The 22264-nt window shown below is 67.1% G+C and carries 20 protein-coding genes; 9 read left to right on the top strand and 11 right to left on the bottom strand.

All coding sequences use genetic code 11. The annotated features are described in order from the left end of the window. The first annotated feature begins 130 nt into the window (after window positions 1–130). Window positions 131–1381: a polyhydroxyalkanoate depolymerase gene (locus DM480_RS03245; protein ID WP_115377532.1), complete on the top strand. Its 1251-nt coding sequence runs from the start codon at window positions 131–133 to the stop codon at window positions 1379–1381. 58 nt (window positions 1382–1439) lie between these two features. Here DM480_RS03245 and DM480_RS03240 read toward each other — a convergent pair whose 3' ends face one another. The 5 genes from DM480_RS03240 to DM480_RS03220 all read right to left on the bottom strand — a co-directional run bounded on the left by DM480_RS03240 (window position 1440) and on the right by DM480_RS03220 (window position 6409). Beyond that, on the bottom strand, window positions 1440–1922 hold the full coding sequence (locus DM480_RS03240; RefSeq protein ID WP_115377531.1) for a pyridoxamine 5'-phosphate oxidase family protein: 483 nt from the start codon (window positions 1920–1922) through the stop codon (window positions 1440–1442). Between the two features lie 357 nt (window positions 1923–2279). Beyond that, complete coding sequence (locus DM480_RS03235; protein ID WP_115377530.1) at window positions 2280–3458, bottom strand: acetyl-CoA C-acyltransferase; 1179 nt, start codon at window positions 3456–3458, stop codon at window positions 2280–2282. 71 nt (window positions 3459–3529) lie between these two features. After that, window positions 3530–3964: a MaoC family dehydratase gene (locus tag DM480_RS03230; RefSeq protein WP_115380732.1), complete on the bottom strand. Its 435-nt coding sequence runs from the start codon at window positions 3962–3964 to the stop codon at window positions 3530–3532. Between the two features lie 188 nt (window positions 3965–4152). After that, window positions 4153–5307: a mechanosensitive ion channel family protein gene (locus DM480_RS03225; protein WP_115377529.1), complete on the bottom strand. Its 1155-nt coding sequence runs from the start codon at window positions 5305–5307 to the stop codon at window positions 4153–4155. A gap of 64 nt (window positions 5308–5371) precedes the next feature. Further along, window positions 5372–6409 (bottom strand): DNA topoisomerase IB, encoded by a 1038-nt coding sequence (locus DM480_RS03220; protein WP_115377528.1) that lies wholly within the window; start codon window positions 6407–6409, stop codon window positions 5372–5374. Window positions 6410–6547: 138 nt separating this feature from the next. Between DM480_RS03220 and DM480_RS03215 the strand changes: the two genes are divergently transcribed. Next, window positions 6548–7102, top strand: coding sequence for a type 1 glutamine amidotransferase domain-containing protein (locus DM480_RS03215; protein WP_115377527.1), 555 nt, complete (start codon window positions 6548–6550; stop codon window positions 7100–7102). Between the two features lie 26 nt (window positions 7103–7128). Here DM480_RS03215 and DM480_RS03210 read toward each other — a convergent pair whose 3' ends face one another. The 3 genes from DM480_RS03210 to DM480_RS18685 are packed head-to-tail and all read right to left on the bottom strand — an operon-like array spanning window position 7129 to window position 9662. Further along, complete coding sequence (locus DM480_RS03210; RefSeq protein WP_115377526.1) at window positions 7129–8148, bottom strand: acyltransferase family protein; 1020 nt, start codon at window positions 8146–8148, stop codon at window positions 7129–7131. After that, window positions 8145–9527, bottom strand: coding sequence for a DUF5935 domain-containing protein (locus DM480_RS03205; protein ID WP_115377525.1), 1383 nt, complete (start codon window positions 9525–9527; stop codon window positions 8145–8147). Before DM480_RS03205 ends, DM480_RS03210 begins: the two co-directional genes overlap by 4 nt. A 9-nt stretch (window positions 9528–9536) precedes the next feature. Next, window positions 9537–9662 carry a hypothetical protein gene (locus DM480_RS18685; protein ID WP_269801931.1) on the bottom strand — a complete coding sequence of 42 codons (126 nt, stop codon included), beginning with the start codon at window positions 9660–9662 and terminating at the stop codon, window positions 9537–9539. Window positions 9663–9804: 142 nt separating this feature from the next. On the opposite strand from DM480_RS18685, the gene DM480_RS03200 reads away from it, so the two are divergent. Next, window positions 9805–10995: a TIGR04063 family PEP-CTERM/XrtA system glycosyltransferase gene (locus DM480_RS03200; RefSeq protein WP_115380730.1), complete on the top strand. Its 1191-nt coding sequence runs from the start codon at window positions 9805–9807 to the stop codon at window positions 10993–10995. 15 nt (window positions 10996–11010) lie between these two features. Continuing rightward, entirely contained in the window at window positions 11011–11715 is a 705-nt protein-coding gene (locus DM480_RS03195) for a hypothetical protein (RefSeq protein WP_115377524.1), read from the top strand. Window positions 11716–11931: 216 nt separating this feature from the next. Here DM480_RS03195 and DM480_RS03190 read toward each other — a convergent pair whose 3' ends face one another. Beyond that, window positions 11932–15036, bottom strand: a complete 3105-nt coding sequence (locus DM480_RS03190) for a TonB-dependent receptor (RefSeq protein WP_115377523.1) — start codon at window positions 15034–15036, stop codon at window positions 11932–11934. Between the two features lie 294 nt (window positions 15037–15330). Here DM480_RS03190 and DM480_RS03185 point away from each other — a divergent pair, with 294 nt between their 5' ends. Continuing rightward, a complete protein-coding gene (locus tag DM480_RS03185) occupies window positions 15331–16905 on the top strand; it encodes a spinster family MFS transporter (protein ID WP_115380728.1) in 1575 nt (524 codons plus the stop codon). A 33-nt stretch (window positions 16906–16938) separates the two neighbouring features. Here DM480_RS03185 and DM480_RS03180 read toward each other — a convergent pair whose 3' ends face one another. Together DM480_RS03180 and thpR are read right to left on the bottom strand one after the other, a co-directional pair. Continuing rightward, window positions 16939–17472 (bottom strand): superoxide dismutase family protein, encoded by a 534-nt coding sequence (locus DM480_RS03180; protein ID WP_115377522.1) that lies wholly within the window; start codon window positions 17470–17472, stop codon window positions 16939–16941. 101 nt (window positions 17473–17573) lie between these two features. Then, complete coding sequence (gene thpR / locus DM480_RS03175; protein WP_115377521.1) at window positions 17574–18122, bottom strand: RNA 2',3'-cyclic phosphodiesterase; 549 nt, start codon at window positions 18120–18122, stop codon at window positions 17574–17576. A 158-nt stretch (window positions 18123–18280) separates the two neighbouring features. Here thpR and DM480_RS03170 point away from each other — a divergent pair, with 158 nt between their 5' ends. The 4 genes from DM480_RS03170 to DM480_RS03155 all read left to right on the top strand — a co-directional run bounded on the left by DM480_RS03170 (window position 18281) and on the right by DM480_RS03155 (window position 22235). Beyond that, on the top strand, window positions 18281–20056 hold the full coding sequence (locus DM480_RS03170; protein WP_115377520.1) for a chloride channel protein: 1776 nt from the start codon (window positions 18281–18283) through the stop codon (window positions 20054–20056). 147 nt (window positions 20057–20203) lie between these two features. Next, window positions 20204–20944, top strand: coding sequence for a Bax inhibitor-1/YccA family protein (locus DM480_RS03165; RefSeq protein ID WP_115377519.1), 741 nt, complete (start codon window positions 20204–20206; stop codon window positions 20942–20944). Window positions 20945–21117: 173 nt separating this feature from the next. Then, complete coding sequence (locus DM480_RS03160; protein ID WP_198665885.1) at window positions 21118–21411, top strand: hypothetical protein; 294 nt, start codon at window positions 21118–21120, stop codon at window positions 21409–21411. 266 nt (window positions 21412–21677) lie between these two features. After that, a complete protein-coding gene (locus DM480_RS03155) occupies window positions 21678–22235 on the top strand; it encodes a hypothetical protein (RefSeq protein WP_115377518.1) in 558 nt (185 codons plus the stop codon). Window positions 22236–22264 lie beyond the last annotated feature (29 nt).

Genomic DNA, 22264 nt, shown 5'->3' with positions numbered 1-22264 from the left:
GGGGGCTCAACGGCCGGCGCGATTGAATGAGCGACGCAGCCGTTCAGCGTGAGCGCAACGTTTCGTCGCAATGCGCCGTTAAGGGCAAGTTGGTTACGGACATGACACCCCGATTGGGATAAGAGGCGCCATGCTTTACGATGCCTATGAGATGCAGCGGTCGATGCTCGCCGGCGCGAGCGCTATGGCGACTTTCGGCGCGGGGCTGCTGCAGAACCCCGCCAACCCCTGGGCCTATCTGGGCGGTGGGTCGGTCGTCGCGAGTGCGCTGGAGGTGTTCGCCCACGCCGCGGCGCCGCGCGGCAAGCCCGCATTCGGCCTGACGCATACGGTGATCGACGGCCGCGAAGTGACGGTGCACGAGGAGATCGTGCTGCAAAAGTCGTTCGGCCAGCTCAAACGGTTCCGCCGCGAGGGTGTCGAGGGCGGACCCAGGCTGCTGATCGTCGCGCCGATGTCGGGCCATTTCGCGACGCTGCTGCGCGGCACGGTGGAGCGGATGCTGCCGGTCGCGGACGTCTACATCACCGACTGGCGCGATGCGAAGCTGGTGCCGGTGTGGGAAGGGCGTTTCGACCTCGACGACTACATCGACTATCTGATCGCCTTCCTCGAGGCGATCGGGCCGGATGCGGGCGGGCCCGATTCAGCAGCGAGGGGCGCGAATATGCTGGCGGTGTGCCAGCCATCGGTGCCCTGCTATGCCGCGACCGCACTGATGTGCGCGGACGGCAATCCGTGCCGTCCGCGCACGCTGACGATGATGGGCGGGCCGATCGACACGCGCGAGGCGCCGACCGCGGTCAACACGCTGGCGACCGAGCGGCCGCACGCATGGTTCGAACAGAATGCGATCGCGACCGTGCCGATGACCTATCCGGGCGCGGGGCGGAAGGTGTATCCGGGCTTCCTTCAGCTCGCCGGCTTCATGTCGATGAATCTCGGCAATCACATGGTCAGCCATTGGGAGATGTTCAAACATCTCGTCCAGGGCGATGGCGAAAGCGCGGCGTCGACCAAGGCGTTTTACGAGGAATATCGCTCGATCTGCGACATGACTGCGGAGTTCTACCTCCAGACGGTCGATCTGGTGTTCCAGACGCATGCGTTGCCGAAGGGCGAGATGATGCACCGCGGCCGCCGCGTCGATCCGGGCGCGATCAGGGACGTGGGTCTGCTCGCGATCGAGGGCGAACGCGACGATATTTCCGGACTGGGCCAGACCAAGGCGGCGCTGACGCTGGCGACATCGCTGCCCGAGGATCGCAAGCGGTATCTGATGGTCGAGGGTGCGGGTCATTACGGCATCTTCAACGGATCGAAGTGGCGCAACCGTGTCGCCCCGGTCGTCGAAGAGTGGATGGCGGCAAATGCCGGATAAGCGAAGGGCGCGGAACCGGCGGTTTCCGCGCCCTTGCCTTTGCCAAGTCGATGATCGGTCAGGCGACCGAGTCGACCACCGCGTGGCTGCTCGTCTCGTCGCTGCGGATCGTGCCGCCGAACAGCATCTTGACGCGGCCCGACAGCGAGAGGTCGGTTTCCCACAATTCCGCGCTGTCGATGTCGAAGCGCAGCAGCGTCAGGTTGGGGTCTTCCTTGCCGCCCGGAAACCAGGCCTCGACCTGGTTATTCCACAGGCGGTCGATCTGCGCGCGGTCGTTGTCCTGCGACACCGTGCCGGCGAGGCAGGCGAAGAAATCGTGACCCTTGCCGACGAACTGCGCCATCGCGTCACCGCCGCCGGCGATACGGTTGTCGCGACCGCTGAAGAAGAACAGCGTGTTGGGCCGATCGTCGTCCAGCTGCGCCGTCATCGGCTCGCTATGTTCGCCATTGGTCAGACCGATCATCACGAACGGACTGGCCTTCAGCTTGGACAGGAACTTGTCGGCGATTTCCCGCGGATCGTCATGGTCGGCCATCGTCACTCTCCCGAAATGTGAGGTTCGCATCGGAGAACGAGCGCGCGGGGGGTTGGTTGCGCAACACCGGCGGGCCGGTCATGCTACCGGCGGCGGCAATCCTGCCGTCACCACAAGGTGGAGACCACGATGACGGTGTCCGACTTGTGCCAGATCCTGACCGTCTCGATCGGCTTTGCGGCCTTGGCCGTAAAGATCGCCGAGACGCGGAGGAAGTAAGCACACGGGCGGGGCTCGGGCTGCAACCCGGGCCCCAAACGTTTGAGCCCCGGTCGCTGCAACGACCGGGGCTCACACAAGATGGCACGATGACAATGCCGAGACCCTATATACACCCTTGGCGTTACCGCTTCAACCTCACAGCACCTCGAACAGGCCGGCCGCGCCCATGCCGCCGCCGATGCACATCGTCACGACGACATATTTTGCGCCGCGGCGCTTGCCCTCGATCAACGCGTGACCGGTCATGCGCGCGCCGGACATACCATAGGGGTGGCCGATGGAGATCGCGCCGCCGTTGACGTTGAGCAGTTCGTCGGGAATGCCGAGCGTGTCGCGGCAATACAGCACCTGCACCGCAAACGCCTCGTTCAGTTCCCACAGGCCGATGTCGCCCATCGTCAGGCCGTTCTTTTCGAGCAGCTTGGGAATGGCGAAGACGGGGCCGATGCCCATTTCGTCGGGCTTGGTGCCGGCCACCGCCATGCCGACGTAGCGGCCGAGCGGGGTGAGGCCGCGCGCAGCGGCAACGCTTTCCTCCATCAGCACGCTGGCCGACGCGCCGTCCGACAGCTGGCTGGCGTTGCCCGCGGTGATGTGGCCCTCGGGCCCGACCACCGGCTGCAACGACTGCAGCCCCTCCAGCGTCGTCTCCGGCCGGTTGCCCTCGTCCTTCGCCAGGGTGACGTCCTTCTTCGACACCTCCTTGGTCGCCTTGTCGACCACGTCCATCACGGTGGACAGCGGCACGATCTCGTCGTCGAACTTGCCCGCGGCCTGCGCGGCGGCGGTGCGCTGCTGCGACTGGAGGCCATAGGCGTCCTGCGCATCGCGGCCGATGCCGTAGCGTTTGGCGACGATCTCGGCGGTCTGCAGCATCGGCATGTAGATGTCGTCGTGCATCGCGATCAGCTGCTTGTCGGGTGCGACGCGCATCTGCGGCGTCTGGACCAGGCTGATGCTCTCGACGCCGCCACCGATCGCGATGTCCATGCCGTCCTGGACGATCTGCTTGGCGGCGGTGGCGATCGCCATCAGGCCGCTGGCGCACTGACGGTCGAGCGACATGCCCGCGACGCTGGTTGGCAGCCCGGCGCGCAGCAGCGCCTGACGTGCGATATTGCCCGCCTGATGACCCTGTTGCAGCGCGGCGCCGAAGACGACGTCCTCGACCTCCCCACCCTCAAGGCCTGCGCGTTTGACGGCGTGTTCGATGGCATGCGCGGCGAGCGCCTGCGGCGTGGTGGCGTTGAACGCGCCGCGATAGGCGCGGCCGATGGGGGTGCGGGCGGTCGAAACGATGACGGCGGAGCGCATGGCGGAAACTCCCTTATGGTCACGCCGGAGCGTGCGATTGGCGGATGATGAAAAGGATTTAGAGAAAGGACTTAGACAAAGGCTTGGCCGATCCATTCGGCGATCAGCGCGGGCTTGTCCTGCCCCTCGATCTCGACGGTGAATTCGGTGGTCTGCTGGAACTGGCCGGGCCGCTTTTCAGCGAAATCGAGCAGCTTGAACCGGCCGCGCACCCGGCTGCCGGCGCGGACGGGGGTGAGGAAGCGCACCTTGTTGCCGCCGTAATTGACGCCCATCCGCACGCCGGCGAGGCGCGGTGCGTCGGGCGTCTTCGCGGCGAGCGCGGGCATCAGCGACAGGGTGAGGAAGCCGTGCGCGATCGTGCCGCCGAAGGGGGTTCGCGCCGCGGCTTCGGGATCGACGTGGATGAATTGGTGATCGCCGGTCGCGTCGGCGAACAGATCGATCATCGCCTGCGTCACCTCGATCCAGTCGGAGACGCTCTCCGTCCCCACCTCAGCGTGCATCTGCTCGGGCGTCAGTTCGGCCAACGGCTTTCCCCTCGATCTTGCTTGCGCTCCTGTAGGCCAAGGGGCAAGCGCGGGGCAAGATCGAAGAACCGGATTTTTGAATTCGCGTCACCGGCCTAGCCTGGTCTGGAGAAATCAGCGAACCCGTTGTTCGAAAATATGAGTGGCTAGGCCTACTCGCCGCGTCAGATCGTCGGCTTGCCATCCGGATAGGGCATGACGAGGCGGCCGTCGGGGGCGGCGGTGTAGGTCGTCTGCGTCGGATAGGCGATGCCGATGCCGTCCGCGGCGAAGCGACGGATCAGCGCGATCATGATCCGGTCGCGCATCGGGTGGGCGGTTGCCCAGTCGTTGCCCGGAATGTCGAATTGCAGCGCGAAATCGAGGCTGGAGGCGCCGAACGTCTCGAACCCGGACCGTGCGACCTTGCCGCCCTCCGCCTCGACGATCTCGCGCAGGATGGCGGGCACGCGCTCCAGCGTGTCGGGCGGCGTTTCGTAGGTGACGCCGATCGTGAAGCTCAGGCGGATATGGTCGCGCACCGCGGTGTTCAGGATTTCCTTGTCGAGCAGCTGCCGGTTGGAGATGATCCGCAGCTCGCCGGTGAAGGCGCGGATGCGCGTCGATTTGAGGCCGATCGATTCGATCGTGCCGCTGCTCGATCCGTAGCTGATCGTGTCGCCGCGGCGGAACGGCCGGTCGAAGATGATGGCGAGAGCCGCGAACAGGTCGGCGAAGATGCCCTGTGCGGCGAGACCGATCGCGATGCCGCCGACGCCGAGCCCCGCGACGAGACCGGTGACGTTGACTCCCAGATTGTCGAGCACGACGACGAGCGCCACCGCGAACAGAACGGCCGAAACGAGCAGGCGGATCAGGCCAAGCGCAGACAGCAACGCTTCGCCGGAATAGTTTTCCGCGCTGGTACGATGTTCGATCCCGCCGAGGATCAGTTCGCGCGCCCAGATCGCCGCCTGGAAGACGGAGGCGACGATCCAAAGGAAGCCGATCGTCGTGGCGACCTGCCCCGGCGCGCCGGCATAGCCCGCGACCAGTTTTGCGGCGAGCATTACGATGAAGAAGTTGTTGGTGCGCGCGATCGTCCGGCCGATCACCGTGCCCCATCCGTGCAGCGATGCGTCGCGGCGGCACAGGCGGTCGCCGAGGCGACGCAGGCCGTGCAGCGCCAGGACGATCACCGTGCCGGCGACGAAGGCGATCAGGATGTGGAGCCAATGGTCGCGCAGCCACAGCTGGCTTTCGCCGACCAGCGCGCCGAATTGACGTTGCACGGAACCGGGGTCGAAGACGGGCTGTCCGGCGGCGGCGGAATTGGCCATGCGTATCCTGTCGTTTTGGGCGGGGTCGGATGCGGTAAACGCGTCCGTCGTGCCACAAAATGCGTTATGCCGCCTTTTTCAACGCTTCCGGCGCAAGCGTCGCGGGCGGCTTCGATGCTGGGGTGCCCGCCTCGAGAAACGCGATCAGGCCGCGCTCCTCACGGCTGAGCCAGCGGCCGGCGCGCGGCAGACGCAGTGCCTTGCGGAACGCGCTCTGCCCGGTTTTGACGAGCGCGATCAGCGCGGGGTGAACGTAGCTCTTGCGGGCGATCGCGGGTGTGTTGCCCAGCCGCTCGACGACGGGTTCCAGCATCGCCTTGAGGCTGAGGTCCGCCTCCGCCGTCGCCAGCGCCTCGAACGCGCAGACGCTCGCGCCCCAGGTGCGGAAATGCTTGGCGGAAAAGTCGCCGCCGGTCGCCGCCTTGATATAGGCATTGACGTCGGACGACGTGACGGGGTGCGCCACCCCGTCAGCATCGACCCACGCGAACAGATGCTGTTCGTCGAGGTCCTGCATCCGGCGCACGGTCGCGGCAAGGCGTTTGTCGGTCACGGCGCAGTCGCGCTCCTTGCCGGATTTACCCTTGTAGCGCAGCTTCAGCGTATCGCCGCGCACCGTGCCGTGCCGCTTGCGCAACGTCGTCGCGCCGAAACTCTTGTTCGCCTGCGCATAGGCTTCGTTGCCGACGCGGATGTTGGCGACGTCGAGCAGGCGGACGACGGCAGCGACGGCGCGATCCTTCGTCAGGGCACGCATGCCAAGGTCGCGTTCGACCGCACGGCGCAGATCGGGCAACGCGTGGCCGAATTCGGCGCAGCGTTCGTACTTCGCCGCCTCCTGCGCCTCGCGGAAGTCGGTGTGGTAGCGGTATTGCTTGCGCCCCTTCTCGTCCCAGCCGACCGCCTGGATATGGCCGTTCGCCTTCGGACAGTACCAGGCATTCGTGTAGGCGGGGGGCAGGCCGACCCGGTTCAGCCGGTCGATCTCGTCCCGGTCGGTGATCCGCGCGCCGTTCGTGTCGAAATAGGCCCAGCCGTTCCGCACCTTGCTGCGTGTGATGCCGGGCTTGGAATCATCGCAATAGACGATGCGGGCAGCCACCTTGGTCTCCCAATCGAAACAATGGGTTGCGGATCGTGGAAAATGCGCGGTCCGTCGCTTCGTTCCGGAACGGCCGGCGCGGGCGCGTGTTGGAAGGCGCGCGATCCCCTTCGCAATCCCCAAAGGAGTTCCCCGATCATGGCCGATCTCAGCCAAGCCCGCGTCCTCATGCTCGCCACCGACGGGTTCGAGCAGGACGAATTGTTCAAGCCCCGTCAGGCGCTTCTCGATGCCGGCGCCAAGGTGACGCTGGCGTCGATCAAGACCGATGCGATCCAGGGCGTCGTCCACGACAGCGAAAAGGGCGACAGCATCACCCCCGACATCACGCTCGATCAGGTCGATACCGACGATTACGATGCGCTGGTGCTGCCCGGCGGCGTCGGCAATCCGGACAAGATGCGGCTGCAGGAACGTGCGGTCGAGATCGTCACCGAGTTCATGGAGGACGACAAGATCGTCGCCGCAATCTGTCACGCGCCGTGGCTGCTGGTCGAGGCGGATGTCGTCGACGGCCGCCGCGTGACGAGTTGGCCGTCGGTGCGTACCGATCTGGAAAATGCCGGCGCCGATGTCGAGGACGAGCAGGTGGTGGTCGACGGCAACCTCATCACCAGCCGCAAGCCGGACGACATCCCCGCGTTCAACGACGCGATCATCCAGGCGCTGACCGAGGAACTCGCCGACGCCTGAAGCCACGACGCGGCGCTCCTTTCCCCTCAGGAAAGGGGCGCTGCATTGACCCAACGCTGCGCCGGGCGTTCCCACAGATGGTAGAGCGCGATCGATGCGGCGAGGACGAGCAGCAGATAGGCGGCGATCATGCCTCCCGGCACCGCGCCGGCATCGCGGACGAGCTTGAACGCCTTCCACAGCAGGAAATGCGACAGATAGGTCGCGTAGCTGATGTCACCCAGATAATGGATCACGCGGGTTTCGAGCGGATTGCCGCGCAGGCCCGCGGTGAGGGCAAGCAAGAGCAGCAGCGCGGCGAAGGCTGCCGGCACGGTGGCCGTCTCCGGCGCGCCCGCGACAAGCGCAGCCAGGGCGACAGCGCCGACGATTGCCGGCCAGACGATCGACGGACGGCGCAGGTAGAGCGCCGCAAGCACCGTGCCACAGCCGAATTCGGCGAGACAGCGCGCAAGGCCGAAGCGCGGGATATCGCTGCCGAGCGACAGCTGGTCGCGCATGACGACGTGCAGCCCGATCAGCAGCGCCGCGGCGATCGCGACGAGCGCAGCGGCAGGCAGCCGCCGCCAGTCGATCGTGCAGGCGAGTATGGGAAACAGCAGATAGGCGGCCGCTTCGGAACTGATCGACCAGGCCGGGTCGTTCCAGCGTAGCGCGTCCGTATATCCCCAATTCTGGATCAGCAGGACGTGCAGCGGCAGCTCGGCGAAGGGGAAAGCCGGATCGTGCCGCCCACTCGCGACGAGCAGCAGGGCGAGCATCGCGGCGAACGCCAGCATCAGGGCGTGCAGCGGCCAGATGCGGGCGACGCGCTTGCGCCAGAAGCCCGGCACTGCGCGCATGCCCTGCGCATACAGGCGTGGCCCCCAGGTCAGCCAGATGACGAAGCCCGACAGGAGGAAGAAGAAATCGACCGCGAGATAGCCCTTGGCCAGCACGGCCTCTGCGCGGGGCGGCAGGCCGGCGATCGATCCGCGGATGTGGTAGAGCACCACCGCCCAGGCGGCGAGGCCGCGGGCGCCGGTCAGCGCGCGAAGCTCGCTCACGCGGGCAGCGGCGGTGGCGGCAAGGGCGGGGACGGGGGCCGGCGGCGGACGAAGCCGTCCATCCCGCCCGCCTCCTTGCGTCGGCGTGCGAGATAGGTGTCGAGCCCGATCTGCGCGCCGATCAGCATGTAGATGAACGGCTGGAACGCGATCGCGATGAAGGCGGCGCCGAGCAGGTAGACGATATGCGCGGTCTGCAGCGCGGCGGCGAGCGGCCCCGCCCAGGCGAATTCGCCGTCGCGGTCGCGATAGCGGCGGCGCAGCACCTCCATACGAACGAGGCCGATCAGGCTGATCGACAGCCAGAGCGCCAGCCCGAAATAGCCCTGTTCGCCCAGCATCTCGAAATAGGCGCTGTGGTAGCCGCGCGCCTTGTCGGTCACCGCGGTGTCGGTGAGCGCGGCGGCGGGGCCCGCGGCCGGATCGGCGCGCTTGATCTCGTAGCGGATGTGATTGCCGCGATACGCGTCGAACCCACCACCGAACGGATGCGAGCGGACATAGTCCATCGTCCATCCCCAGACGGCGACGCGGGTCGAGGCGGATTCGTCCGCCTGGTGGTTTTCGATCGTGCTCATCCGCTGCGTGAAGGAGGCGGGGAGGAACGGCACCGCCATCACCGCGCACGCGCCGATCAGGCCGAGATACAGCAACTTGCGCTGTGCGTTGCGGATCGACAGCAGCGCGACGAGCACGATGCAGAGCAGGCCGGTGCGCGTCGACGTGCCGACCGGGATCAACAGGCAGGCGAAGATCAATGCGAGGCAGAAGCCCTTCACGCGCCAGTCGGGCGGAAAGATCGTGCCGAACCGCATGAACCACGCGATCAGGGGGACGATCGCGATCGCGACGGTGGAGATCGTCGAGCCTTCGTACAGCCCCGAATTGTTGTTCACCATCAGGTCGAGTTGGCCATAGCCGCCGCCGCCCGCCAGCGTCTTGATCCCGCCGACGATGATGATCGACGCGGCGGACACGATCATGAACAGCAGCAGAGCCTCGATGCGCAGCCGCGTGCGCAGCGTCAGCGGCAGGAAAGCCGCGAAGGCCAGGCATTTCCACACCCAGTCCCATTTGTCCCGGGCGTCGAGCGGGAAGTCCGCGGTCAGCGTCGTGCCCCAGCAATACAGCATCAGCAGCGCGATCAGCCCCTGGCGCGGGGCGAAGCGGCTGTCCTTCTTCGCATCGGCGAGCAGCCAGCCGCCCACCGCCAGCGCGACGGCGATCAACGAGATCGGCACGCTGTTGAGCAGCAGATAGGTCAAGCGCTGCGGCGAGACGATGTCGATATAGACATAGGCGAGGACCAGCAGGAACGGCCGGCGAAAGCCCATGCCGAAGATCGCGGCCAGAAAGGCGATGAAGACGAGGTCGCGCACGCCGGTCCGTCAATCCTTCGCGCGCCAGTGGCGCGGCGGGGGATTCTCCGAATCGAGATCGGGCCGACGCAGCAGTCGCCACGCCGCCAACAGCAGCAACGCGTGCGTCAGACCGAGTGCGAAATTGTCGATCATTGGTCGCGCTCCCTTCTGCCTTGCCGCTGTCGCCCGAGCCGATGCGGGCCGGCGCGGCCAGCCTCGGCCCGCCGATCGACCACGGCTTTACGAACATGCCGGTTGACGCGGCGTTAAGCGCGTCCATGCCATGGCGCCAGGCATGCGCATACTCCACGTCCTCGACCACGGGCTGCCGTTGCAGAGCGGTTATACGTTCCGGACCCGCGCCATCCTGAAGGCGCAGGAGGCGCGCGGGTGGCAGGTCGCGGCGGTGACCGGGCCGCGGCAGGGCGAAAGTCCCGATGCGGTCGAGCGGGTCGACGGCATCACCTTTCACCGCACGCCGCCTGTCGGTGGCAGCGGACCGATCGGCGAGGCGCGCGGCATCGCCGCCTTCGCCCGGCGTATCGCCGCGGCGGTGGACGCGTTTCGCCCCGACATCCTCCACGCGCATTCGCCCGCGCTCGACGCGGTCGCCGCTTGGCTGGTCGCGCGACGTCGCGGATTGCCGCTGGTCTACGAGATCCGTGCCTTCTGGGAGGATGCCGCGGTGGGCAACGGGACGGGGCGCGAGGGATCGGCGCGTTATCGCGCGACGCGCGCGCTCGAGAACTGGGCGGTCGCGCGCGCGGATGCGGTGACGGTGATCTGCGAGGGGCTGCGCGGCGACCTGATCGCGCGCGGCGTGGCGGCGGACAAGATCGCGGTCTCGCCCAACGGCGTCGACCTCTCGCTGTTCGGCGCGCCGGTGGCGCGCGATCCGCGGCTGGCCGGCGACCTCGGCTTGGATGGCGCGGAAACGATCGGGTTCATCGGCAGCTTCTACGATTATGAGGGGCTCGACGATCTGATCGCGGCGATGCCGGCGTTGATCGGGGCCCGGCCGAACGCGCGCCTGTTGCTCGTCGGCGGCGGGCCGATGGAGGCGGCGTTGCGGGCGCAGGCCGCGGCATCGCCCGCGGCGGATGCGATCCGCTTCGTCGGCCGCGTGCCGCATCAGGACGTGGAACATTATTATGCGCTGGTCGACGTGCTTGCCTATCCGCGCAAGCGGATGCGGCTGACCGATCTCGTCACGCCGCTGAAACCGCTCGAAGCGATGGCGCAGGGCCAGCTGGTCGCGGCATCCGACGTCGGCGGTCATCGCGAGCTGATCCGCGACGGCGAGACGGGGACGTTGTTCGCACCCGACGATCCCGCCGCGATAGCACGGGCGCTCGCCGGGTTGCTCGCGGACCGATCCGGATGGCCGGCGCGCCGCGCGCAAGCGCGGACGTTCGTCGAACAGGAACGTAACTGGTCGTCAAATATTTGCCGTTACGAACCGATTTACCAACGACTTATCGCGTAAGACACTGGATCGATCATGGCAGCCTGGCCCCGCATCAACCCGACCTTTGCCGCCGCGGCGCCGTGGATCGCGCCCGTCGGCGGTGCGGTCGTCGGTCTTGCCGCCGCCGCGACGTTCCTGCTGGTGCCCGCCTCGACGCTGGAGGATTGGGTGTGGCGGAGCGGGGTCGCGGCCCTGCTCCCCGTCGCGCAGCCGCCGCTGGGCCTTACCGCGCGGACGGTGCTGGCGCTGGCGGCCGGGGGGATTGCCGCGGCCGTCGCCTGGTCCGCGCTGTTCCTGCTGTTCGGGCCCGATGGCCTGCTCGCGCCGATGACGAAGGGACGCGGCGAGGACGATGCGCCAATGCTGCGCCGGGCCGATGCCCATCCCGATGCACCCGCCCGCCGGCCGATGTCGGCCGCCGATCTGGGCGCGCCGATGCCGCCGCCGACAGAGCCGCGTGCGGTCACCGCGCCGCCGCCGCCCCCCGCCGAGCGCGACATTCCCGCCGACCTCGACCAGCCGCTCGCCGCCTTCCACCCCGGCGCGGTCCCCGACGTGCCGCGCGAGCCGCTGCGGCCCGTCGCGCCGCTCCGCCCGCGCGTCGCGCTCGCCGAGGGGGAGCGGATCGACACCGTCGAACTGCCGCGCAATCCTGACGCCGCGCCCGAAAGCCCCTCGATCGAATCGCTGCTCCGCCGCCTGGAGCAGGGCGCCCGCCGGCCGCCGCTCCGCGCCTGAAAAAAGCCGGCCCCGCACGGAGCGGGACCGGCAGGTGGCCGATGGCAGCGAGGGAACGCAGCCGGTCGGAACAAACGGAAGCCGTGCGACGACAGGGCTTCGATGGCGTGGTAGTTAAATACTACACCGTGATGATCCTGTCCACTATCGTCTTTTCTCGAGAGACCTCCGGTCAGCGCGAAAGGCGACACCACAGCGCCGCCTTCCGCGCCGGGATCAGAAGTCGAACGACAGCTGCAGACGGGCGTTGCGCGGCGTCTGGTATCCGGTGATCGTGCGGTAATAGGCGGATGCGCGACCCTGATTGTCCGTGCCGTATTCGTTCAGGTTCGTCACCGCGTGGCGGTTGAGGACGTTGAATACGGTCCCGCGCAGCGTCATCGCCGCCTTGCCGACATTGAACTTGTAGCTGATGTCGAGATCGTTGGTGATCAGCCAGTCGTTCGTGAATACCGAACCCCGCCGGATCAGCTGCACCGGACGGGTGACGCTCGGGTCGGTGTTGATGCTGCCGTCCGCGTTGACCTGGCAGTACAGGCCTGCCGCGCCATAGGCATAGGCATAGGGATCGACCGACCGCGGCACCTGACCAAGGCAACCGTACCGCCGCGGCGCATAGGCCTGGAGGTTGAGGCCGACGTTGAGCGCGTCGAAGAACATGTAGCTGCCCGCCAGCTTGATGACGTGGCGCTTGTCGTTGGGCGAATAGCCGTAGGTGCCGTTGACGAGTCCAGGCTGGTCGAAGTCGGTGGTGAGGCCGGTATCGCTCTGCCCGTTGTCGGTCTTCACGCCGCCTTCATAGTTACCGATCGTCTTCGAGTAGGTGTACGAGGCGTCCAGGCTCCACACGCCGTCGAATTCACGATGCGCCTCCAGCGTGATGCCCTTGTAGGTGCGCACCGCCTTCGGATAGCCCAGTTGGGCCGCGGTGAAGCTGACCGTGCGGGCGGTCTTCTCGCCGTTGATCGGATAGGCGAGCTGCACCGTCGCGCCCTGGCCGGGGTTGATCAGCACATATTGGTCGAACCCGCCCCATTGGTTGCAACCCGTCGCCTTCTGCGCGTTGCAATAACTGACGATCGCGGCGTCGATCGCGGCGTCTTCCAGCACCTCGTTGAGCTTGGTGTAGGTGAAGAAGGCGCCGACCCGCCAGCGCGATCCAAGCCGCTTTTCGTAGCCGAGGATATATTCGTCCGCCGACTGCGGCTTCAGCGTCGAGGAGACGGTGGTAGCCGCTTCCTTGGGCTCGCCGTTGCCGGTGACCGAGCAGTTCGCGACCTTGTCGTCCGGGCAGGCGGCCGCACCCGCGTAGAGAACCGGCGCGCCGAGGATGGGCACGTTGCCGTTGCCGATCCCGCCGAACAGGTTGGTGCGGACGAAGTAGGTTTCGCCGCCGGTCAGGCGGATGTTCGTGTTCGACGCGACCGGGATAAAGAGGCGACCGAAGCTGCCATACACCTTATCGCGCTGGTCGCCGATCGGATCGAAGGTAAAGCCGAAGCGCGGCCCCCACTGATTGCCCGACTTGTAGAACGTCTGGTTGAGCGCGTTGTTGTTGGTGAAGCGATCGTTGCGCAGACCAGCGTTGATGTTGAGCCGGTTCGAGAAGAGCGACCAGCTGTCCTCGATATAGAAGGCATCGTTCAGCGAGGTGAAGTTGCCCGACTGGCGGTAGACGCTTTGCTGCACGTAATCGGTGCCCGACGCGAGGCCATAGGGGTTCCCCGCCGACGCGCGATAGATGCCGTAACCGATGCCGTTGCCCGACGGCAGGTAGAGCGAGTCAGACGCCAGCTTCTCGCGGTCGTACCCGCCCTTGACGTGGTGCGAGCCGAGCAGATTGAAGTAGAGGTCGGCGTCCGCACGGTAAAATTTGCGCACGTCCTTGTTGATGCCCTGGCTGCCGCCGGCGACGGTGAGGGTCTGGGTGTTGAACGGATCGCGATAATCGGCGGCGCCGGGCACGACCGTGTTCGTCGCGTTGAACGACTGATAATTGCTCGTGTTGACGTTGCGACCATAGGCGGCCGACAGCGTCAGCCACCTGGTCATCACGCCGGTATAGCGCGCAACGTAATTCTCGCCGCCATATTGGCTGAGCGTCCGGCCGCTGTAGGGGCCGTCGGTGTTTGTGATGTAGTTGAAGCGGTTGGCGCGGCTCGTCGTGTTCCCGTAGGTCGAATTGACCGCATCGCCCGACGTGTTGAAGTAGGTGAACTCCAGCCGCTGTCCATTGGTGATGATCGCGTCGATTTTGCCCGCGTAGAAGGGCGAATGCGTCGAATAATAGCTGCGGCTGGTGCCCAGGAACTTCGTCGGATCGTTGACGTCGTTGGTGCGCGGGTCGCCCAGGAACTGGCGGCCGCCGGCGCTGCTCGTGTTGTCGCGGGCCTGATACAGGCCGTAGAAGAACAGATGGTCCTTCCAGATCGGGCCGGACAGCTGGAAGATCGTCGAGCGCGACTCGCTCTTCGAACTGTCATTGTCCGAGCCGAGCGTGTCGGGGGCGAGCGAACGGCCCCAGTTCGGGTTCCAGGTGAACAGCATTCCGCCGTGGAAATCGTTCGAGCCCGACTTGGTCGTGGCGCTGGTGAAGCCGCCGGTCGTGCGGCCGAATTCCGCCGCAAAGCCGCCCGTCTTGACCTCGACCGTCGAGTAAAACTCGAACGGGATTTCGACCGGGGTCAGCCCCTTGCGGAAGTCGGAGATGTTGAGACCGTTGACGAAATAGGCGTTCTCCGAAACCGCCGAACCGTTGACGGAGGGCAGGCCGCCGAACGCACCGGATCCTGCCGCGGTGCCAGGCGCCTGCAGAATGATCGCGGTCAGGCTGCGTGCGACGGGAAGGCGGGTGGCGATGTCGGCGACGTTGATCACCTGGCCGGTCGTGGTCAGGTCGAAGTCGGTCGTTTTGACGCGCTTGCTGGTGACGGTGATGTCGCCGTTCGCCGCACCGAGCCGGAACTGGTTGGAGGCTGCGCCCGCGACGAGCCGGACGTCGGTTTCCGCGTAGCTGTCGAAGCCGGGCGCCTCGACCGTGAAATCGTAGTTGCCGTCGCGCAATTCGGGAATGCTGTACGTTCCGTCCTTCGCCGTCTTCACGCTGCGCGTAAAGCCCTGGTCCTGCGAGCGGACGGTCACCGTCGCGCCTTCGATCGGCTTGCCGTTGCTGTCGACAACGGTACCGGTGCCCAGGAAGGTGGAGAAGCCCTGCGCTTGCGCGACGGGCGCGCCGACGGTGTTGCCGGCGACGACCATCAAGCCGCAGAAGGCCGATGCGAGAAGCCTCTTGCGGAGGCCCCGCTTACGATTGGTCAGCATTATTAAGTCCCCTCTTCGGCGCTCCCCAGCGCCATATCCGCCTACGGTATACAGTAGGCGAAGGAATTATGTTTCAAATTCGTCGGAACTCAACCCTATTTGTTGCGATATCCCCACCGCAATGAGCGTAAAATGAAATTGGGCCCGATGTGGTGCATAACTGCAACACAAAGGTCATTGAATCGACCCTTTCCCGCCCATGTCTGATTGATCGAAGAAACGGTATCGCTACGGCTCTTGCAATGCCGTCGCGTTGCTCTAGTCTTTCGGCGATACGGTATGCAGGAGAGCGCGATGGCCGGGGCTTTGGCGACCGAAAGCGGCGCGGGCGGGGAGCAGCGGGCGTCGCGTTACGCCTGGTACGTGCTGGCGATTCTGTTCCTCGTCTATGTGCTCAATTTCGTCGACCGCCAGGTGATCTCGATCCTGGCGGAGGACATCAAGCGCGACCTTGGCCTGCACGACGAGGATCTGGGCTTTCTGTACGGCACCGCGTTCGGCGTCTTCTATTCGCTGTTCGGCATCCCGCTCGGCCGGCTGGCGGATAGCTGGCATCGTGTGCGGTTGATGACGATCGGGCTCGCGCTATGGTCGACGATGACCGCGCTGTCGGGATTCTCGCACAACGGGGGGCAACTGGCGGCAGCGCGGATCGGCGTCGGCGTCGGCGAGGCGACCGCGAGCCCGGGCGCTTATTCGCTGATCTCCGATTATTTCCCCAAGCGGCTGCGCGCGACCGCGCTCGCCATTTATTCGGCGGGGCTTTATGTCGGTGGCGGCTGTTCGTTGTTCATCGGCGGGCTGATCGTCCAGGGATGGAACCGTGCCTATCCGCATGGCGGCCCGCTGGGTTTGGTCGGGTGGCAGGCGGCGTTCCTCGCGGTCGGACTGCCAGGACTGATCGTCGCGTTATGGATCGCAACGCTGCGTGAGCCGATTCGCGGCGCGGTCGAAGGGCTGCCGCCGCCCGAGCGGCATCCGGCACCATTCCGCGCCTTTCTCGACGAATTGCTGACGATCATCCCGCCGCTGACGCTGATCGGCGCGGCGCGCGGCGGCGTGCGGGCGCTTGGCGTCAACCTGCTCGCGCTCGGCCTCGTCGTAGCGGCGGTGGCGGCCTTGCGTGCCGCTGGCGAACCGTTGCCGCAGTGGCTGGCGATCGGCACCGGCGTTTATGCGGTCTTTTCCTGGGCGAGCGCGCTCAGGCGGCGCGACCCGGCGACCTTCGCGCTGATCGTCGGGACGCCGGCATTCCTGTGCACGGTCGTCGCCTATGGCCTCAACGCCTTTCTGAGCTACGCCGCGAGCTTCTGGGCCGCGCCCTATGCGATGCGCACGCTGGGCGCGACGCCGGCGGAGGCGGGATTCCTGATCGGCGGCAGCGGCGCGCTCGCCGGTTTCCTGGGTGTATCGCTGGGCGGGGTGGTCGCGGACCGGCTGCGACAGGGCAACCCGGCCGGGCGGCTGGCGGTGGTGCTGTTCGGCGCGATCGTGCCGATCCCGTTCCTGGTCGGCGCGTTCACCGCGAGCGTGCCGTTGGTCTTCTACCTGTGCCTGTTCCTGTCGGGCCTGTGCGCGAGCGGCGCGCTGGGCGCGGCTGCGGCGACGACGCAGGACCTGGTGCTGCCGCGAATGCGAGGCACGGCGACCGCGACCTTCTTCATCGGCACGACGCTGATGGGGCTGGCGATGGGCCCCTATCTGGCGGGGCGCGTGTCGACGCTGACGGGCAGTCTTTCGACGGGGATGCTGTCGCTGCTGCTCGCCACGCCGATCACGATCGGCTGCGCGATCGCGGCGTACCGCCTGGTCCCCGCCGCGGAAGCGAGCCGCGAGGCGCGCGCCCGCGCGGCGGGGGAGGCGATCTGAGCGACGGGCGGTGAAGACGCCAAAGGCTGAAGATCAGGCGGCGGTGAAGACGCCGCAGGCGATGCGGCCGCCGCTGTTGCCCGACGGATCGGTCATCAGATCGTCGGGGCCGGCGTGGACGACGATCGCCGATCCGTCCGCATCCAGTAGCCCGGCCATCGTCTGACCCGGCACCGTCACGCCCAGCGTGCCGCGGCCGTCGCTGCCGACGATGAGGTTGGGCAGGTCGCCTTCGTGCGGGCCCTGCGGGTTCATCGTCCCGTGCTTCTTCATCGTTGGGTTCCAATGGCCGCCCGCCGTGGTGAAATCGGGCGCGTCGCAGCGACCGACGGTATGGATGTGCGCGCCATGCGTCCCAGCCGGGAGACCCCGCACGTCGAGCGTGTAGCGGATGCCGCCCGCGACATCGGTCGCCGTTGCGCGGCCGACATCGGCACCGGTCGCATCGCGTAGCATCGCGGCCGCGCGCACGCCGCCGGCGACGGGGGTGCCCGTCTGCACCTTTTCGGTCTGGTCGCAGGCGGTGAGGGCGAGGCCGGACAGGCCGGCCAGAATGAGGGCGCGCATAAAGGTCGTCTCCCGTATGGACAGGCGTGTCGCTGACGAACCCGTCATGACCCGCCCGGTTCCGGCAGGCAAGGCGTCGTCGCGCCCGACCGCAGGCGCGATCAGCCTACGTCGAGCGGCCAGCGCGCGACGGGGGTGTAGCTGGCGCCCGCGCTGCCGAGATGGCTTTCGTAGAGGACGATATGGGACGACGGGAACGCGGGCAGCGCGAGCCCGGCATGCATCGCCAGCCACCCTCCGATCTCCGGCGCGACGCCGGCACTGCGCGAGAAGCGCGCGAGCGTGACATGCGGCAGGAAGGCGCGGCGTTCGGGGGGAAGGCCGGCGCGCACGCACGCCTGCTCGACCTTGCGGTGCAGATGACGCAGGGCTTCCGAGGGCGCGACGCCGGCCCATAGAGCCTCGATGCGCCCGCGATGCTCGAAGCGTCCGACGCCCGTGATCGACACCGCCGGGACGGGGGCATGGACGCCGCCGAGCGCGGCGGCGACGTCTTCCGCCAAGGGCCGGTCGATATCGCCGATGAAGCGCAGCGTCAGGTGCAGTTGCTCGTCGTCCTGCCAGCGCGCGCCGGGGATGCCGGTGCCGAGTGCGCGCAGTCGCTGCCGGACCGGGGGCGGGGGGCGCAGGGCGACGAACAGGCGCGGCATTGCGAGGGGCCTTTCCAGGCGGACGATTGGTGGATCGCGCGTCAGCAGACAGGATGCGCGCCCGTCGATCAAGTTCGGCGCATTGCGTATAACCGATTGAACTGGATGGCCCGATCGAAGCGGGTGACAAGCGCGCACGGTACGGGCAGGGATACGGCATGTTGCCGACCCCGCCGATCCTCGCCAAGGCGCGCCTGGACGTGCGGGGACCGGCGTGGCTGCGCTGGCTGGGCGGGCAGGTCCGGTCGATCGAGATTCTGTTTGTCGCACTCGCGATCGCGATCGGCATGGGGGCAGGGATGCTCGCGGTCGTGCAGGGCGCGCTGGCGCGCACGCTGCAGCATCTGCTGTTCGACCTGCCGCCCGCGGTGCGGCTGAGCGGCGCGCCGCCGCTCGGGGTGGTGCATCTGGCGATACTGCCCGTCGGCGGGCTGGTGCTGGTCGCGTTCAACCGGCTGGTCCGCGCGCGGCGACGGTCGCTGGTCGACGCGGTCGAGGCGAATGCCCTGCACGGCGGCCGGATGTCGGCCAGCGACAGCGCGATCATCTCTGGCCAGACGATTCTGTCGAACGGCTTCGGCGCGTCGGTCGGGCTGGAGGCCGCCTATGCACAGGCGGGCGGGCTGCTAGCGTCGCTGGCGGGGCATTGGCTCAAACTGCGGCGCGGCGATGTCCGCACATTGGTGGGGGCGGGATCGGGCGCGGCGATCGCGGCGGCGTTCGGCGCGCCGCTCGCGGGTGCCTTCTACGCGTTCGAGGTGGTGATAGGCGCCTATACCCCCGCGGCGATCGCGCCGGTCGTCGCCGCGGCGCTGGCCGGCGCGCAGACCGCGCAGCGGCTGGGCGTCGTCCCCTACATCGTCCATGTCGACCGGGGGCCGGAAATCCACACCTTCGGCTATGTCCTGTACGGCGGCCTCGGCGTGACGTGCGCGCTGATCGGCATCGCGATCATGCGCGCCGTCGCGCTGATGGAGGCGCAGACGCGCGCGCGCCTGCCCGGTTGGTCGCGACCGATCGTCGGCGGGGTGCTGATGGCGGGGCTCGCCGCACTGTCGCCGCAGGTGCTCTCCGCCGGGCACAGCGCGCTCCACATCGACATGATGACGAGCGTGCCGATCGCCTTCGTCGCGGGGATGCTGGTGGCGAAGGCGCTGGCGTCGATCGTCTCGCTCGGCTTCGGGTTTCGGGGCGGACTGTTCTTCGCGTCGCTGTTCCTCGGAACGCTCGTCGGGCATCTGTATGCGGGCATGCTCGGCTGGGTCGCGGGCCAATCGATCCTCAACGCGGGCAATGCCGCGATGGTCGGGATGGCGGCGCTCGCGGTCGCGGTGGTCGGCGCGCCGTTCACGATGACGATGCTGGTGCTGTCGGCGACGGGCAATTTCAGCCTGACCGGCGCGGTGCTGGCGGCAAGTCTCGTCTCTTCGACGATCGTGCGCCAGCTGTTCGGCTATTCCTTCTCGACCTGGCGACTCCACCTGCGCGGCGAGACGATTCGCAGCGCGCGCGACGTCGGCTGGGTCAAGGCGCTGACCGCCGGGCGGATGATGCGGCGCCAGCCCAACACGGTCGCGGGAGAGACGAGCATCGCCGAATTCCGTCGCCGCTTTCCGCTCGGCGCGACAAGCCGCGTCGTCGTCACCGACATGGCGGACCGCTACGCCGGCATCGTCAGCCCGGTCGCCGCGCATGCCGAAGGGGTGGACGAGGCCGCGCCGGTCGCGACGCTGGCGCGCGCGGCGGATGTCGCGCTGACCCCCGACCTCGACATCGCGGCGGTGATGCAGCAGTTCGACGCCGCGCAACGCGACGAACTGGCGGTGATCGATCGCGACGGCACGGTGCTCGGTCTGCTGACCGAGGCACACGTCCGGCGACGCTACGCCGACGAACTGGAAAAGGCGCAGCGCGAACTGTTCGGCGAGAAGTAGCGCGTGCGATGCGGCGCCACGAAAGCACGCCTGTAACGTTGTGTTGCGCGTCCGTGAAACGATCCGCGGTTTCGCTTGAAAAGCGCGGGGCAGGGGCCGATATTTCGCCTATCCGGCATGTGGCCGGGAAAAGGAGTTTTGGATACCATGGCAAACTGGTCCGACCCCCGGCAGAGCGCCGCGCCATTCGGTGCCCCGCGCGCCGGTGCCGCGCGCAGCGGCGCCTATGACGCGGGTCTGCGCTCGTACATGCTGTCGGTCTATAATTACATGGCCTCGGGCGTGCTGCTGACGGGTATCGTCGCACTCGGCTTCGCCATGTCGGGTGCCGCGGCGGCGGTGTTCTCGAACGGCGCGTTGCGCCTCATCCTGATGCTGGCGCCGCTCGGCATCGTCTTCGCGATGAGCTTTGGCCAAGCGCGCTTCTCGACGGGCACGCTGAAGGCGCTGTTCTGGGCGTTCGCGACGCTGATGGGCCTGTCGCTGTCGACGATCTTCCTCGTCTATAGCGGCACGTCGATCGCCGGCGCGTTCTTCGCGACGGCCGCCGGTTTCGCGGGGCTCAGCCTCTACGGCTACACCACGAAGCGGGATCTGTCGGCGTTTGGCACGTTCCTGATCATCGGCCTCGTCGGCCTGATCGTTGCCAGCCTGATCAATCTGTTCCTGCATTCGGGCCCGCTGGCGCTGGTCATCAGCTTCATCGGCGTGCTGCTGTTCGCAGGGCTGACCGCCTATGACACGCAGCGTACGAAGAGCCTGTATTTCCAGGTCGCAGGCACGGGCATGGTCGGCAAGGCCGTGGTGCTGTCGGCCCTGTCGCTCTACCTCGACTTCATCAATATGTTCCTGTTCGTGCTGCGCCTGTTCGGGTCGCAGCGGAACTGATCTTCGCATCGGCATTGCCGGCGAAAGAACGAAGGCCCGGCGGCCATCCCGCCGGGCCTTTTTCACGTTTGGCGCGTGACGGGGGCACCCCGACGCATGATGCTGAGGCGGGGGGAACGGAACCGTCGGAGCCATCGTTTCAAAACGTATCCAACGATTTTCAGGAGGGTGCGATGGGTATAGACGACGCAATGGACCAGCGGGCCTTGGACAGCCTTGCCGTCGCCCCGCCGGCGGACGAGGAAAAGGGACGCGACGCACGGCAGGATGCCGGGCAGGACCAGTCGATCCATCGGCGGTTGCAGGACGATCCTGCGGATACCGACGCGCGGCTGGACGCGGCGCTCGACGAATCGATGGACGCCAGCGATCCGCCAGCCTCGACGCAGCCCGTGCACAGCAACGACCCCGCGCCGTCCTCCGGCTATGATGAGGACGCTGAAAAGGCGCGCACACAGCAGGATTGAGCGCTCCGCGATCACGCGAGAACGGCGGTTCCGGGAGACCGGGACCGCCGCTTTTGTGTCCGTTCCCGCACAGGCGCGCCGTTGCCGCGATACCATGCCCTGTGCGCTTTGCGACAAGTCGAGCCTCGGTTCGTCGCAATGAATGTTGCGACGCAGCGATATTCGTGATGCTTTTGTTGCGGCGAAGGGTTCGCATTCAGGGAATGGTTAACCATCCGGGCGCATGATGCCTTCGTCGATGTGAAGCAGCGGGCGGGGTGAAGACGATGGGTGCAAGCAGAAAGCCGGCCGAAGGTGCGATGACGCTGGCGGAGATGAAAGAATTCGCAGGGTTCGCGGCGGCGACGCAGCGGTACATCCGGCGCAGTCTGGATATCGGGCTGGACCGGGAGGATGCGATGGCGCGCTGGTCGCGCGACGTGGTGGAGGCGGCGAGTATCCGCGCACAGGCGCGGCTGTATCACGCGCTTCCCGAAATTCGCCAGCGTGTACCTGACGACGCCGATCTGTCGCAGATCGAGCCGTTCCTGACGCCGCTGACGACGCTCGCGGCGTTCGATCTGGGGCAGGGGCGGCTGACCAGTTTCTCCGCCTTCCGCTTTCTGTACGAGCGGTTGATCGGCGCGGAAGTGCGGCCGTGGTTGCCGAGCGCCTTCTGCGGAGCGGCGGCGCTACCACACCTTCACCCGGAGGTGCGGCGCAAGCTCCTCCAGTCGATCAGCGAGGCGGCGGCGACGGCGTCGGGCTGGTCGAACCGCCAGCCGGGCTTCTTCCCGAAATGGGTGGAAAAGGTCGACAGCGGATCGGCGACGCTGTCGCACTGATCCGTCGCACAGCCGGCGCCCACCGGGGG

This window comes from Sphingomonas sp. FARSPH, assembly GCF_003355005.1.
In the GTDB taxonomy this organism is placed as follows: Bacteria; Pseudomonadota; Alphaproteobacteria; order Sphingomonadales; family Sphingomonadaceae; genus Sphingomonas.
This window is presented reverse-complemented; position numbering and strand designations above follow the sequence as displayed.